The following is a 14256-nucleotide window of genomic DNA, read 5'->3' as shown; positions in this document are numbered from 1 at the left end:
AACATAGTTCTGGGGGTGGCTATGCGTGCGGCCACCATGCGAGGTGGCGCAGGCGTGGGTCACGGACCCGAACGTGATCCATAGGGGCGCCGCCCGGAGAGCGGGATCCGGTGAGCTGGTGCAGGTCGTCGGCGGAGCCGTCTCGCATGCTGGTCGCGGGGGCGGGTACCACCCCACCCGTACAGGACGTCCCCTCCCGTACGGGACGCCGTGGAAGTGGTCGACGAGTGCGAGGTGTCGGAAGTGATCCGAAGGCTGCAGATGGTGGCGTTGGACTGCGACGATCCGGTCCGGCTTGCTCAGTTCTACGCGGAGCTGCTCGGTGGCCGGGTGGTCGCGGACGAGGACGATTCCGACTGGGTCGAGGTGCACGGGTTCGAGGGGACCCCGCTGGGCTGCCAGCGGGTGGACGGCTACCGACCGCCCCAGTGGCCCGGCCAGGAGCGCCCGCAACAGCTCCACCTGGACTTCGACGTGGACGATCTCGAGGGGGAGGAGGAGCGGGCGCTCGCTCTCGGTGCGACCGTGCTGGAGCGGACGGACCAGCTCCGCCCGGACGCCAACTGGCGGGTCTACGCGGACCCGGCCGGCCATCCCTTCTGCCTCTGCCTCCACTGAGTCCACACCTGCTGCGGCGACCTCTGTGGCGGTTCCTCATCGGTCGCCCAATGGGTTTGCCGCGGGGGGAGCCGCGGTGCTGTGCCCTTGCGGCTTCGTCGTACGCGGCCTGCACCGGCTGCGGATCCAGACGCCGGCGGACAACACCCGGGGCCCGTCGGGGCGCCCCGGGGCTCGTCGCGTCGACGGGAGAGGGCCTCCTGTGGTCGGCGGCCGGTGTCGTCATCCACGCCGAACCGCCGAACACGGAAAGTCCTCCCCCGTTCACGCGCCTTCTGCGCGGGTCGTGTCACCGGTCCGCCGGGACGTCGCACGGGGCCCTGGTGGCTGCGGGCTCAGCAGAACCAGCCGTTCTGGACCCAGCCGCGGCGGTTGATGTCTCCGTAGGCGAAGCCGTAGACCCAGTCCCCGCCGTCCTGTTCGACCAGGAACGTCTGTCCCCGGTACAGGGTGCCCAGCCACGCTCCGTGGGGGGCGCTGACCCGGACGAACAGGTCGTTGGCGCAGACGGTTTCGCGTTCGCCCACCGTGCCGTTGGCGGCACTGGCGGGGCTGGTGGACATGGCGATGGTCGCGGCAGCGGCCAGGGCAAGGGTGGCGAACCTGCTCGTGCGGGTCATGTGTGTGTCCCTTCCGTCCCGTCGTGGTCTTCGGTCACCAGGATCCGTAGCCGCCCAGGCATTCCTCCCGGACGTAGCCCCAGTCGTTGGGGCCGAAGTCGAAGGTGGCCGCCCAGCCGTTGTAGACCGGGTGGGCGCCGCGGGTGTGTCCGACCTTGTCGCCGCGGTACAGGATCCGCTTCAGGTTGACCGGCCCTGACGCGCTGTCGTAGTTCGCGTAGAAACTCGCGCTGTCACAGACGATGACCGCGTGCTCCGGCACCGTCGGGTCCGCCTGCGCGACACCGGCCGTGCTCAGGGTGAGAACGGCGGTCACGGAGAGGGCGATAGCCATTTTCCGAGTCGTGTTCATGACAACCATGGTGGGGTAAGGCCGCTCCCGAGTCCAGAAGGCGGGTGCGCGGAGTGGAAGCGGAGTGGTTCGCCCGCCGTCAGCGTATGCCCGCCGGGCCTCCATGGCGCCGGGCCAGGACCGTCCGGCGCGACCACCGCACTGGTGTGCGTGGCGTCGGACGGCCCTGGCCCGGTCGGGCTCTGTCACCCGCCTGCCCTCACGGCGTGGGGCCGGTCAGTTGAAGGGGTCCAGGGTGAGGTAGGCCTCGCGCGGGTTGCCGTCGTGGACGAGGGACTCGTGGTTGCCCACGTCGTCGAAGGCGAAGGCGTAGGCCTTGCCGTCGGCCATCTGCGCGTGGATGTGCCGGGCGTAGTGGTTGGTGACACCGTCCTGGTAGAAGCCGGACGAGCTCGTGTCGGGCTGGTTGGGGTTGGTGAGGAGGGTGGAGCGGTTGAAGCCGGCGCACAGCGTGCGGGAGATGGGGCCGCGCACCTGGTCGTTCGGAGCGTCGAGCTTCTTGTGGCAGCCGAAGATGGAGTCGGCGTCGGGCTTCTGGAAACTGGTGACCACGGCTCCGGAGCCGTTGGTGAAGTTCATGACGTCACCCGAGACCCGGCCGTAGTACTTGGTGTTGGGCTGGTCGCCGAAGGGGGTGACCGTCAGCGTGGAGCTCGCGTACTTGCTCCAGACGCGGTTGATGTAGTCGTCCATGACCGAGGCCGGCAGGGCGCCGGTCTCCATCCCGTACAGCGGAGCCAGTGCGCGCAGCACGGTGCCGTCGGAGCGGGTCTGGATGAGGTTGCCCCAGCCGCCGGACTGTCCCCTGAGCGCGTTGAAGAACCCGTTGTACCCGCCGGACTTGAGGCGGCCGGCCGTCGTCGTGCTGCCGTCGGAGCGCTGCACGCCGACCGAGTACGGCACGGCGAACATGTCGACCTGCGAGCTGTTGAACCACACGCCGGAGTCGTTGAGGGTGTACTCCGCCCAGTGGAACAGGATGTTGCGGTTGGGGTCCGACGGGTTCTGCACGGCCGGCTGCACCAGGCCGCCGGTGGCCAGCTTGAACACCAGCTTCTGGCCGAAGGACATGTAGACCCGGCCGGAGAACTTCGGCATCCGGATGGTCGTCGACTGTCCCGCGGCCGGGCCCGTGATCGCGGCGTCGGGCGCGGGAATCGGCGGGTTGCCGCCGGCGGGCCACGGGTGGAAGGTGCCGGACGCGTCGGCCCAGCCCTGGCGGCCCGTCGCCAGTTCGGTGCCGACGTTGTAGATGTACACCTGGTCGCCGCGGCCCGAGTTGTTCGTGATCTTGAGGGGGATCGTCGTGGGGACCGCGTGGGCGGGCGTGGAGGACGCACCCACGGCGAGCAGTGAGCCCGCCAGGGCCAGGACCGTGGCCACCACGGCCCAGGCCCGGTATCTGAGTGTCTGCAGCATGCTCTGCCTCCGGTTCGGCTTCTGCCGGTGGGGGAAGGGAAGCTATGGCTCTGAGAGCGCTCTCAGAGAGTGGCGCTGTGGTGTGACCCTGTCAACCATCAGTCCGTAATCCGTCAAGGGCGGGCGCGGGGAGGGAGCGCATGCCGGCCACGGGGTCGCCGCGTGCGCGTGGCCAGGACGTGGGGGATCGAGGCCGGCGCGCCCCGCGCCGCACCGGACACGGGAGGCGCCGTGAGTGCTGCCGGGCGGGGAGCGTCCCGGGCCGCCCTCGGTGAACGGAGGCGGGCCGGTCGTGGTCGGCGTGGTGGTCACCCGCGCCTTCCGGCGTGCCGGTCCCCGCGCCTACCAGTGGGCGGGGCGGCGCAGCGATCCGGACACCACGGTGGACGCGTCGCCCTTGGCCGCGTTCAGTTGCGCCTGGGTGAGGAACAGTGCGTCGCTGAGGTCGGCGCCGCGCAGGTCCGTGTCGCGCAGGTCGGCCCCGATCAGGTCGGCGTTGCGCAGGTCCGCCCCGCTGAGGTCGGCTGCGACGAGCCGGGCTCCACGCAGGCTCGCCCCCCTCAGGTCGGCGCCGGACAGCTTCGCACCGATCAGATCGGCTCCGCGGTGGTTCTTCCGGGGGCCGGGGACCTGGGCCCGGGCCAGTTCGCCGGCCCGCAGCAGCAGGGGGTTGACCTGGTCGCGCAGGGCGTTCACGTCCAGCCCGGTGATCGACTCGGCGGTGCCGCGGGTCAGCCCCTCGATGTGGGCCAGCGCCGTGCGAAGCTCCTGGTGGACGGGGCGGGCCGGCGGGAGCTCGAGGGCCTCGGTGACGTACCGGAGGAGCTCCTGCAACTGCCGCATGACGGGGAAGACCTCGAACATGGGGCGCGCGGTCTCCGGCGCCCGGCGCCAGTCGGTGCCACCGAAGGTGATCTGCGAGACCTTCTGGCCGGCGCCGAAACAGTCGAACACGGTGCAGCCCGGGTAGCCCTTGTCGCGCAACTGCGTGTGGATGCCACAGCGGAAGTCCTGCCGGAGGTTCGAGCAGGCGTGGCCGGCGGACTTGGTGACGGCGAAGTCGGCGGAGCGCGAGAAGGGCAGGGCCACGCAGCACAGGCCGAAGCAGTTGGCGCAGTCCGCCTGCAGGTCCCTCCGGTCCTGGCGGTCCCGGCCGTACGGGGAGTCCTCGCGGTCCTGGCTCCCGGGGGCCGGGCGGCGGTTCCCGGGCCGTCGCTCCTTGCGGCCCCGGTCGCCGGTGGCGCGCTCATTGCCCCGGTCCGCGGCCCGGTCCTCGCGCCCGCCCGGCCGGGAGGGGCGGCCCTGCCCCGGTTCCTGCCCGTGGCCCTGCCCGTCGGGGGCGGCCGGCCGCCGGTGTCCTGCGGCGGGGGGAGTCCGCTTGCGGGGCTCGCCGGAGGAACGGCGCTTGCGTCCCCCGGAGGGAGAAGGGGCTCCGTGCTGTGGCGACACCGTGCGTGCTCCTGTGGGGAGGCGAGCACCGCATGAGGCCGTGCTCCGGGGACTGGTTCCATTCTCGCAGACGGCGTGGGGCGGCGGACCGAGGTGCCGCCGTCGGCCCCTTCGCCGGCCCGCGCATGGCACGACGACTGCGACGAGGTTCGGCGGCGGCACTCGGTCTTGTTCTGCGTCCACCGGGAGCCGCACGGTCCGAGGCCCGGGACGTCACGTCCTGAACGCGACGGACGAGTCGGGCGGGGCCGATGACGCGGACGCGGGCCTGTCCGGACGGGAACTGACGTCGTGTCACGGCGTATCGTTCAGAACGGAAACCGATGTTTTGACGGTTCGGGGGGCGTCGATGAGTGGTGGGCAGGGTCCGTGGGGACCGCACGGTGGTGGACCGCGGCCGGCCGGAGGACAGCCCGGGTGGCCGCCACAGCCGCAGGGCCCGGGGGTGCCACCGCAGGGCCGGCCGCAGGGCGGTGGCCCGCAGCCCGGCTGGGGGCCACCGCCCGGACCGCCGCGGCCGCTGTCGTGGAGGCGGCGGGTGTGGCGGTCGATCGGCCCGATACCGGTCGCACGCCGGGTGTGCAAGCCGTCGCGGCCGGACCGGGCGGACGATCCGGTGGTGCGGAAGATCCAGGTCCTGCGCACGGTGGCCGGTCTCGTCGCGATGGTGTGGATCCTGGTGTCGTACCGCATCACCTCGGATGCCACATCCCTGGCCTATCAGCGGGCCGACCAGCTCGTCATGTCCGCGACCCTGCTGGCGGCCACGTTCCCGGTCGTCGTCGGCGCGTTCATCATCGCGAGCCGTCCGCACCGCCGGCGCCTGCACCTGCGGCGGGCGCTGAAGCCCTTCGGGACGGTGCTGGCCCTGGGCGGCGCGATTCTGTACTTCGTCCTGCTCACCCGCGGCACGCTGGCCGACGTCCCGTTCGGGCAGATGCCCGAGAAGCCGTCCACGGCCGACTACATGCGCCTCCTGTACGAGGTCTCCCTCGCTCTCGTGGCGCTGTGGGCCCTGGCGTTCGTGTTCTTCGGTGCCGTCCTGGCGGTGATCCACGTGTTCCGCACCGCCGACATCCACGAGGTGCTGCCTCCGGTCATCGCGATCGTCCTGGTCTGGGAGCTCGCGCTCTCGGACCTGGTCTCGAACGCCTACGACAGCGTCCCCCTGCTGGTGCGGGGCGCGGCGGTCTTCGGCGGTCCGCTGTCGGTCACGGCGGTCAGCCTCTGGGAACTGCGGCGCCTCAGGACCCGCCACGGACTCACCCTGCGGGATGCGCTCGGCCGCTGATCCACGCCGACGGCGACTCGTACCGCATCGTCTACCGGGGCGTTCGCCGGTTGTGAGGGCGGCCTCCGGCCGGTGCCGTGCATGTCGGCCCGGGTGCTGACCGGGACGAGCCGTCCCTCCGGCCGTCGATCACCCGTCCTGTGGGGGGCGGCGGAGGACGTCGGTGCGCAGGCGGAGGGCCGGGCTGCCCGGGCACGGGCGGCGGCCCGCGCCTCGGCCCCGCGGTGCCGGCCGGGGCCGCTCGCCGGGTCGCACCGCAGACTCCGGCCCCCGGCCTCGGGCCCCGCTCACGCCTGGCCGTCGGCGTAGTAGCGGCGGCAGCTGCGGAGCATGCCCTCCGCGGAGAGGGTGAACACGTCCACGAACTCGCGGTGCTGCGGGGCCAGTCGGCCCATGACGACCACGCAGTCGCCGTCCGCCACGATCCGGGAGATCAGGTGCCGGATGCCCGGCGGTCGGGGCCACCCCAGTTCCGTGCCGAGGGCGTCGGTGTCTAGGAGTGAGCCGTAGCCGTCGGCGTCCCCCGCGTCGAGATAGTCGTAGGCGAGACGCACATGGTCCACCCCGGACTCGGTGATGACGCGGCTCGGAATGGGGCGGCAGGGGTACGGGATGTCCATGGCGTGTCCTCTCGTGCGGCCGGTCGGCGAAGCGACGGTGGGGCGGCGCGATGACGGGCGGAGCGACAGCGGGCGGGATGATGGCCGGATGACGACGGGCGGGATGATGGCCGGATGACGACGGGTGGGCCGGTGCTGCGGTGAGACCACCGTGGGCGAAAGCCGCATCCCGCAGCTATCGCGCGCCTATCACGGGCGAAGAGGATCAATCCTGGACGGGTGACACGACCATCCGGATACGTCCCGAGCTGCGGCGATACGCACTTCGGTACCGCTGCCCAGTGGACGGGTCCCGGTCAATGGCCCTTCATCAACATGAAAAGTCCGCACCATGGACAAGCTGTGAACGCGTCAGCCAAACTGAGTTTCCGGTCCACCACCTGACCAGGGTGCGGCTTCTGCCTGGGAGAATTATGACTGCTTCACCCGGCGGAGGTGTGTTCAGTCCGGCTTCGGTGGCTTTTCGCATTCTCGGTCCGCTGACAGTGACCGGACCGAACGGCCCCGTGCGTGTTCCGCCCGGCCGTCAGGAAGTCATCCTGGCCGCGCTGCTGCTGGAGGCCGACCGGATCGTCAGCACGGACTACCTGGTCGATCTGATCTGGCACGACGAGCCGCCGGACACCGCCCGTACCCAGGTCCAGATCTGTGTGTCGCGGTTGCGCAAGCTGTTCAGCAAGGCCGAAATCGCCGCCGCCATCACCACGCGCCCGCCCGGCTACGTCCTCAGGACCGAGCACGAGCAGGTCGACGCCCTGCTGTTCGCGCGCAGGGTCGCCGAGGCGCGCTCCGCCGCCCGGCAGGGCGACCCGGACGCCGCCGCCGATCTGCTGCGCGCCGCCGACGAGCTGTGGCAGGGCAGCTGCCTGAACGGCATGCCCAGCGAGACGCTGCGCAACAAGGCGCTCCAGCTCGACGAGGAGCGGATGACCGCTGCCGAGACCCGTATCGACCTGGAGTTGCGACTCGGCCGGCACCATCAGCTCATCGCCGAGATCCGGACACTCGTGCACGTCCATCCGCTGCGGGAGCGGCTGCGCGGGCAGCTGATGCTGGCGCTCTACCGGTCCGGGCGGCAGGCCGAAGCCCTGGAGACCTATCGCGTCGGACGCGAACTCCTCGTCGAGGAACTGGGACTGGAACCGGGCAGCGAGCTGCGCGGCCTCGAGGCGGCCATCCTCGCCGGCGACGTACCCCTGGTGACGGCCGACGGTGACGGGCCCCGCGCCGGCGGGCCGGTGGGTCAGGCCGCGGCGAGTCCGGACCCCGTCCTCGCGGACGCCTTCCCGGGGGCACTGACGGATGTCTTACCGGTGGCTTTGCGGGAGGCCCTCCCGGACGGTCCGACGGACGGCCCCGCGGACGTGCTGACCGGGGCCGGGCCGGGGGCCCTCGGCCCGGCCCCGCACCCCGGGCCGTCGGAGGGGCTGCCCGAAGGGCCGCCGGAGGGCAGCAGACCCGCCGTGCCCGGACCCGGTAAGGCGAGGACGTCTCCAGCGGGCTTCTCCCCTTGGACGGCCGACGTCGACGGCCCCACCGCCGGGACTCCGGCGCCGACGGGCGCGCCGCACCCGGCCGAGGGCGCGGCTGCGTCCCCGGGGCCGGTTCTGGTGCGCGGCGCCGGCCGCGCCCTCCTCGACGCCCCGGCCCGGCCCCGGGCCCTGGCCACGTCTGCGTCCCTGTCTCCCTCCCCGTCCCTGCCCTCGGACGGGCACGACGTCGCCGCCCGTACGGCCGCGTACCGCGTCGACGGGCCGGCCGGCGGACGGCACGCACCCGTGCTCCCGCAGGCCGGAAACCCTGCCGGTGAGGAGGTCCCGCGGCAACTGCCCGCCGACACCTCCGACTTCGTCGGCGACGAGGAGCAGATCGCCGGTGTCGAGCGGCTGCTGCTGGGTGACGGCTCCCGCCGGTCCGTCGGTCTCGCGGTCGTCGTCGGCAAGCCGGGGACCGGAAAGTCCACCCTGGCCGTCCACCTGGGGCACCGGCTGGGGGAACACGCCTATCTCGACGGCCAGCTGTACTGCGACCTGCGCGGCACCACCGGTGCGCCCGCCGCGTCCAACGAGGTGCTCGGACGCTTCCTTCGCGCCCTGGGCATCCCCGGGCCCGTCATCCCCGAGTCGCAGGACGAGCGGGCGGAGATGTACCGCACGCTGCTCGCCTCGCGGCGGATCCTGGTGGTGCTCGACGACGCCGTGTCCGAGAGCCAGGTACGTCCGCTGCTGCCCGGCAGCAGCCAGTGCGCGGTACTCGTCACCAGCCGTTTCCGGCTGACCGGCCTGCCGGGCGCGCAGCGCGTCGAACTCGACGTGATGAGCACCGACCGGGCTCTTGAACTGCTGGCCCGGGTGATCGGGCACGAGCGGGTGGAGCGGGAGCGGGCCGCCGCCGAGATGCTCGTCCGGACCGTCGGCGGGCTGCCGCTGGCTCTGCGGATCGTGGCCGCCCGGCTCGCCGCACGCTCGCACTGGACCCTGGCGTCGATGGTGCAGCGGCTGGCCAACGAGCGCCACCGGCTGGACGAGCTGACGCACGGGGAGATGACCATGCGGGCCAGCCTCTCCCTCACCCACGACGGACTGGCGCCCGAGGACCGCGAGCTGCTCCGCCTGCTCAGCCTCGCGCGGACGCCCACCATGCCGGGCTGGCTGGCCGGGGCCCTCCTGGACGACCACCGGCCCTACCCGTCGGACCTGCTGGAACCGTTGGTCGACGTACAGATGCTGGACGTGGTGGGAGTGGAGTCCACGGGCGGGTTCCGCTACCGCTTCCACGAGATCATCCGGGTGTTCGCGCGGGAACAACTGCTGCTGCACGACGAGCCGGCCGTGCGGACGGCGGCACTGGAGCGGATGGTGGGCGGCTGGCTGTCCCTGGCCGAGCAGGCCCACCGGCGGATCTACGGCGGCGACTTCACCGTCCTGCACGGCACGGCGCCCCGCTGGGTGCCGCCCGCCATTTGCGCGGACGAACTCCTCGTGAACCCGCTGGAGTGGCTGGACAGCGAGCACGCCGGCCTCGTCGCGGCCGTCGAGCAGGCGGCCGAGGCCGGGATGGACGAGCTGTGCTGGGACCTGACCACCACCCTGGCCACCCTGTTCGAGGGCAAGGGCTACTTCGACGACTGGCTGCGCACCCACCAACTCGCCCTGGAGTGCGTGCGCGCCGCCGACAACACGCGGGGCACCGCCGCGCTGCTCAGCTCCCTCGGCGTGCTGTACCTCGGGCGAACCCAGCACGAGGAGTCGCAGAGCGTACTGACCTCCGCGCTGGACCTGTTCCAGGTGCTCGGCGACCGCCAGGGGCTCGCCCTGTGCCACCGGGACCTGGCGCTGCTGGCGCGGATGAGGGGCGACGACGACCGGGCCCTGACGCTGTACGACCGTGCGCTGCGAGATTTCGACCAGGCCGGTGACGTGGTGGGCCGGGCCATCGTGCTGACCCAGAGCGCCCACATCTGGATGCGGCGGCAGCGGACCGAGACGGCTCAGGCCCGGCTGGACGAGGCCCTCGCCATCTACCGCTCGGTCGGGTACACGGGCGGCGAGGCGCGCACCCTGCGCCGCGCCGGTCAGTTGCAACAGGGGCAGGGGGCGTACGCGGCGGCGGTACGGACGTTCACCGAGGTGCTGGAACTGTGCCGGGACGACGGTGACGTGATCGGTGAGGGACATCTGCTGCGGGACCTGGGCCACGTGCACGCGGAGATGGGGAGCGGGCAGGCGGCCGGCGCCTTCTACGCGCAGTCGCTGGCGGTGCGCGAGCAGATCATGGACCTCGGGGGTGCGGCGCTGGTGCGGCTGGACCTGGCGCGGCTGCTCGCGTCGGGCGACGGCGCGGCGGACCGGGCGCGGTCGCGGGAACTGCTGCACGAGGCGACGGGGGTGCTGCGGGAGCGTCGGATGGGGCCGGAACTGGCGGAGGCGCAGCGGTTGCTCGGCGCGATGGGGGGCGACCCGGTGGGTGCCGGACCGACGGGATTCGAGTCGGCGGGAGCCTGACGGACGGGGACTCGCCGGCGTACGCCCGGCCGGCGGCCGACCCGTCGCGAACGGAGTGGCCGAGGGTCACCCGGGCGGTTCGCGGGCGCGGTGCCGTGCCGGTGTGCGCGGAGCACCGTCGGGTGCTGCGCAGCACCATGGGGGTTCCCGCGCGTTCTACCGGCTTCCACCGGCTTCTGGCGTAGCCCTCGGGGTGGCCGGTGCGCGGGCTGGTGTGCGGGGGCGGGGCGGTCGTTCCACGGGTTGGTGTGCGGGGTCGTGATGGTCAGTCCCACGGGTTGGTGTCTGCCGTCACGGTGGTCAGTCCCACGGGTTCGTGTCGGTGGTGGCGGTGGGCGTGGCCGTGGTCTGCGGGGCGGTCACACCGGTGCCGGCCGTGCCGGTGCCGGCCTCGCCGTCGGCCTGGGCGATCTGGGCGCCGAGCAGCGTGGTGCCGGCGATGGCGAGGGTGACGAGAGCGGCGCGGGCGGCGGGGACGAGCGTCATGTCGGTGTCCTTCCGGTGGGGCGTCCCGGCTTGTCCGGGGCGCTTCCTTCGTTCTGGGCACCACGCTAGGAACGGCCGGAATCCCGGCACCGGCCCCGGCCTTATCGCCGCGCTATCACGCGGATCCAAGGCTGATCCGGGCCGGTGATAGCGGCCCGCGGAGGGCGCGCCCGCAGCGCGATGCCCCCGGGATAGTCACCTGCCGACGATGGGACCCAGAGAACGGGGCGGGCGCCCCGTCCCGCCACCTCCGCCGCTGACCCCGGGAGCGCCACCATGGACACCCTCGCCGCCCACACCCTCGCCGCCCCCACCCGCGCCGTTTCCGCTCCCCCCGCCCCCGCCCTCCCGTCCGCCCCGACGCCCGCCGCGCAGGAGACGTCGCTCATAGGCTCGCTGATCCGCTCCCACCGGCTGCGTATCGGGCTCACACAGCGGGAGCTGGCCGATCTGTCCACCATCAGTGTCCGGGCCATACGCGACCTGGAACACGGCAAAGCGAGACGGCCGCGCTCCGCCACCGTGCAGCTCGTGGCGGACGCGCTCCGACTCGGTCCGCGTGCCCGGGCCGCCCTGGAGGAGGCGGCACACCAGGGCCGCTTCACGGCGGCGGGCCGCCGGGAGGCCGCGGCACCTCCCACCGCCCTGCACGCGATCGTGGGCCGCGAGGGAGAGACGGAGACCCTGGCGGCGGAGCTGTCGGAAAGCGGCACGGAACGGCTGGTCACCATGGTGGGGCTGACCGGCGTCGGCAAGACACGGCTGGCCCTGGCGGTCGCCGAGCGGCTGCACGGCGCCGGCCTGCCGGTGTTCTGGCACGCCTTCCCCGGCGGCCGTACCGAGTACCTCGCCCCCGGCGACGAGACGACCGCCGCCGTGGCGGCGGTCGTGGACGACCTGTTCGCCCCCGGGGCCGACCCGGGCGGCGACGCGCGTACCGGGACCGGGGCCGGTCCGCGCGTCGCCGCCTCCTTGGCCGAACTGGTCGGCGACGGCGGCGCCTTGCTCGTCCTGGACGGCGCCCCGGCGGCCCCGCCCCGGCCGGACCGGCTGACCGCGCTGCTGCGCGCCTGCCCGGGACTGCGCCTGCTGGTGACCTCCGGCGCCCCCTGGCACGTCCCCGGCGAGCGGGTCTTCCTGCTGTCCCCGCTGGAGGTGCCGGCACCGGCCGGTGCCGACGCCGCAGCCCCGGCCTTAAGAGTCTTCCTGGGTCACGTACGCCGCGCGCGGCCGGACTTCGTGGCCGGGCCGGCGGACCTGGAGCGCGCCGCCCGGGTCTGCCGCCTCCTGGACGGGCACCCCGGAGCCCTGGCCGCCGCAGCGTCCTGGCTGGTGGTGTACGACCTGGCGACGCTGTGCCACGGCCTGGGCTCCGACCCGGCCGCGCTGCTGCACCACCTCGGTGAGGCGGGCGGCTCGGGCGACCTGCGCACGGCGCTGCACGACAGTCTGCGCCGGCTGTCCCCCGGCGCCCGCACCCTGCTCGACGCCCTGTGCACGCCCCCGGCCGCGAACCAGCACGCGGACCCCGGCACCCACCCGGACCAGGGCCGCGAACTGACCGAACTCACCACCCTCACCGGCCTCGCCCTGCCCGACGTGGGCCGCCTGCTGCGCGAGCTGATGATCAGTGGTGCGGTGCGCGCCGAGTACCAGGGCGGCGGCTCCCGCTTCCGCGTCCTCGGCCTGGCGCGTGCCGCCTGGGCGCACCCTGCCGCGGCAACTGCCGCCGCCCACTGACTGCTCCCGCATTGCCGCACCAACTGCCGCCCCCCGGCCCGGGGCGGGGCTTGGATGACACACGGCGGGAACGACGACCCGACCGTCCCGAACCTCTCGCCGCCCCCGATCCCGAGGAGCCTCCCCATGTCCCCGAACGCGTCTGAACAGGGCACCGCGTACGGGCCCGCCACGGTGCGGCTGCCCATGTCGGCCGCGCAGCGCGACATCTGGATGGCGCACGGACTGGACAGCTCCGGCTGCCGCTACAACATCGGGGAGTACCGGGAACTCAGCGGCTCACTGGACGCCGGCCTGGTGGCCTGCTGCTGGTACCGGCTGGCCTGCGAGGCCGACGCGCTGCGCATCCGCGGCGTCGGCGCCGACGAGGACGGCACGCCGTGGCTGGAGGTGCACGCCAAGCCCATCGGACGCAGCCTGCAGATGGTCGACGTCAGTGACGAGGCCGACCCGGCGGCGGCGGCCCGCGCCTGGATGGACGCCGAACTCGCCCGCCCCTTCGACCTGGAGCACGACTGGCTCACCCGGCACGCACTGATCCGCGCGGGCCGCACCGAGACGGGGGAGGAGCGCTGGTACTACTTCCACGGCTTCCACCACCTGGCCATCGACGGCATGGGCCTCGCCCAGATCGACCAGCGACTCGTCGACCTGTACGACCAGGCCGCCGAGGGCGAGCCGTGGGGCGAGTCGCCGTTCGGCACCCTCGCCGACCTGATCGCCGAGGACACCGCCTACCGCTCCTCGGAGGAGGCCGCCGCGGACCGGGCGCACTGGGCCGAGAACCTGGCCGGCCTCCAGCCGTCCCCGCGGATCGCCGAGGGGCACACCGAGAAGACCCGGCCGGGGCACCTGCCGTTCGCCCGCCGCACCGTGCTCCTCGGCGCGGAACGCTCCCTCCGGCTGAAGGAGGTGGCCCGCGAGCAGCGAGCACCCTGGACCATGCTGATGCTCGCCCTGGTCGCGGCGTACGTCCATCGTGTCACCGGGACGCCCGAACCGGTGCTGGGCCTGCCGGTGACGAGCCGGCGCACCGAACTGGCCAAGCGCACCCCCGGCATGATGTCCAACGTCATCCCGCTGCGCGTGCCCGTCGACGCCGACGGCACCCTCACCGACCTGCTCGCCACGGTCGTGGCCACCGCCCGCCGGGGACTGAAACACCAGCGCACCCGCTACGAGGACATCTGCCGCGGCCTGGGCCTGGCCGAAGGAGAACGCCGTATCGCGTCCCCGCAGGTCAACATCATGGCCTTCAACCCGGGCATGAGCTTCTTCGGCCTGCCGACCGTCCAGCACAACCTCGGCAACGGCCCCGTGGAGGACCTCGCGGTCGGCGTGTACGACCTCGGCCCCGGCCACGGGCTGCGCATCGACTTCGACGCTTCCCCCGAGGTGTGCGACCTCGCCGCCGTCGCCGGCCACCACGACCGCTTCGTGGCCTTCGTGGAACGCCTCCTGACGACACCCCGCGCCACCTTGTCCGACGTCGATCTGCTCGACGGGACGGAGTTGCGGCGGGTGCTGGGGGAGTGGGCCGGTACCTCGGTACCCGACGCGGGGGTGCCGGTGTTGCCGGCCCGTTTCGAGGAGCAGGTGCGGTCGCGGCCGGGGGCTGTGGCGCTTGTCTCGGGTGGGGAGTCGGTGTCGTACGGGG

General features: G+C 73.1%; 11 protein-coding genes. 5 read left to right on the top strand and 6 right to left on the bottom strand.

Features of this window, described 5'->3' with window-relative positions; translation table 11 throughout:
- Nucleotides 1-243 precede the first annotated feature (243 nt).
- The gene (locus ABZ354_RS22350) at nt 244-618 is read left to right on the top strand and encodes a VOC family protein (protein WP_358659340.1); all 375 of its coding nucleotides are present in this window, start codon (nt 244-246) and stop codon (nt 616-618) included.
- A 335-nt stretch (nt 619-953) separates the two neighbouring features.
- Here the strand turns inward: ABZ354_RS22350 and ABZ354_RS22345 are convergent, their stop codons facing one another.
- The 4 genes from ABZ354_RS22345 to ABZ354_RS22330 form a co-directional block, all read right to left on the bottom strand.
- Nucleotides 954-1238, bottom strand: a complete 285-nt coding sequence (locus ABZ354_RS22345; RefSeq protein ID WP_358659338.1) for a hypothetical protein — start codon at nt 1236-1238, stop codon at nt 954-956.
- A gap of 34 nt (nt 1239-1272) precedes the next feature.
- Nucleotides 1273-1590, bottom strand: a complete 318-nt coding sequence (locus ABZ354_RS22340; protein ID WP_358659336.1) for a hypothetical protein — start codon at nt 1588-1590, stop codon at nt 1273-1275.
- Nucleotides 1591-1806: 216 nt separating this feature from the next.
- Nucleotides 1807-3009, bottom strand: coding sequence for a glycoside hydrolase family 64 protein (locus tag ABZ354_RS22335; RefSeq protein ID WP_358659334.1), 1203 nt, complete (start codon nt 3007-3009; stop codon nt 1807-1809).
- Nucleotides 3010-3351: 342 nt separating this feature from the next.
- Nucleotides 3352-4137, bottom strand: a complete 786-nt coding sequence (locus ABZ354_RS22330) for a pentapeptide repeat-containing protein (RefSeq protein ID WP_358659464.1) — start codon at nt 4135-4137, stop codon at nt 3352-3354.
- Between the two features lie 940 nt (nt 4138-5077).
- Here ABZ354_RS22330 and ABZ354_RS22325 point away from each other — a divergent pair.
- Nucleotides 5078-5749: a hypothetical protein gene (locus ABZ354_RS22325; RefSeq protein WP_358659332.1), complete on the top strand. Its 672-nt coding sequence runs from the start codon at nt 5078-5080 to the stop codon at nt 5747-5749.
- Nucleotides 5750-6036: 287 nt separating this feature from the next.
- On the opposite strand, the gene ABZ354_RS22320 is transcribed toward ABZ354_RS22325, so the two are convergent.
- Nucleotides 6037-6369 carry a nuclear transport factor 2 family protein gene (locus tag ABZ354_RS22320; protein WP_358659330.1) on the bottom strand — a complete coding sequence of 111 codons (333 nt, stop codon included), beginning with the start codon at nt 6367-6369 and terminating at the stop codon, nt 6037-6039.
- Nucleotides 6370-6836: 467 nt separating this feature from the next.
- Here ABZ354_RS22320 and ABZ354_RS22315 point away from each other — a divergent pair, with 467 nt between their 5' ends.
- Nucleotides 6837-10373: a BTAD domain-containing putative transcriptional regulator gene (locus tag ABZ354_RS22315; protein ID WP_358659462.1), complete on the top strand. Its 3537-nt coding sequence runs from the start codon at nt 6837-6839 to the stop codon at nt 10371-10373.
- Between the two features lie 300 nt (nt 10374-10673).
- Here the strand turns inward: ABZ354_RS22315 and ABZ354_RS22310 are convergent, their stop codons facing one another.
- Nucleotides 10674-10859 carry a hypothetical protein gene (locus ABZ354_RS22310; RefSeq protein ID WP_358659328.1) on the bottom strand — a complete coding sequence of 62 codons (186 nt, stop codon included), beginning with the start codon at nt 10857-10859 and terminating at the stop codon, nt 10674-10676.
- Between the two features lie 276 nt (nt 10860-11135).
- Here ABZ354_RS22310 and ABZ354_RS22305 point away from each other — a divergent pair, with 276 nt between their 5' ends.
- Together ABZ354_RS22305 and ABZ354_RS22300 are read left to right on the top strand one after the other, a co-directional pair.
- Nucleotides 11136-12599 carry a helix-turn-helix domain-containing protein gene (locus tag ABZ354_RS22305; RefSeq protein ID WP_358659326.1) on the top strand — a complete coding sequence of 488 codons (1464 nt, stop codon included), beginning with the start codon at nt 11136-11138 and terminating at the stop codon, nt 12597-12599.
- A 126-nt stretch (nt 12600-12725) separates the two neighbouring features.
- Nucleotides 12726-14256 (top strand): condensation domain-containing protein (locus tag ABZ354_RS22300; RefSeq protein ID WP_358659324.1); only part of this gene is annotated, 1531 nt, incomplete at its 3' end.

It is taken from the genome of Streptomyces sp. NPDC005925 (assembly GCF_040638805.1).
Taxonomy (GTDB): domain Bacteria; phylum Actinomycetota; class Actinomycetes; order Streptomycetales; family Streptomycetaceae; genus Streptomyces.
The sequence above is the reverse complement of the archived record's forward strand: the minus strand, read 5'-3'. Positions and strand labels throughout refer to the sequence as shown.

Bases quoted from the DNA above. Each gene is read 5' to 3' on its own strand.
- ABZ354_RS22310 (WP_358659328.1), bottom strand. From the start codon at position 10,859: ATGACGCTCGTCCCCGCCGCCCGCGCCGCTCTCGTCACCCTCGCCATC.
- ABZ354_RS22340 (WP_358659336.1), bottom strand. From the start codon at position 1,590: ATGAACACGACTCGGAAAATGGCTATCGCCCTCTCCGTGACCGCCGTT.
- ABZ354_RS22320 (WP_358659330.1), bottom strand. From the start codon at position 6,369: ATGGACATCCCGTACCCCTGCCGCCCCATTCCGAGCCGCGTCATCACC.
- ABZ354_RS22305 (WP_358659326.1), top strand. From the start codon at position 11,136: ATGGACACCCTCGCCGCCCACACCCTCGCCGCCCCCACCCGCGCCGTT.
- ABZ354_RS22345 (WP_358659338.1), bottom strand. From the start codon at position 1,238: ATGACCCGCACGAGCAGGTTCGCCACCCTTGCCCTGGCCGCTGCCGCG.
- ABZ354_RS22335 (WP_358659334.1), bottom strand. From the start codon at position 3,009: ATGCTGCAGACACTCAGATACCGGGCCTGGGCCGTGGTGGCCACGGTC.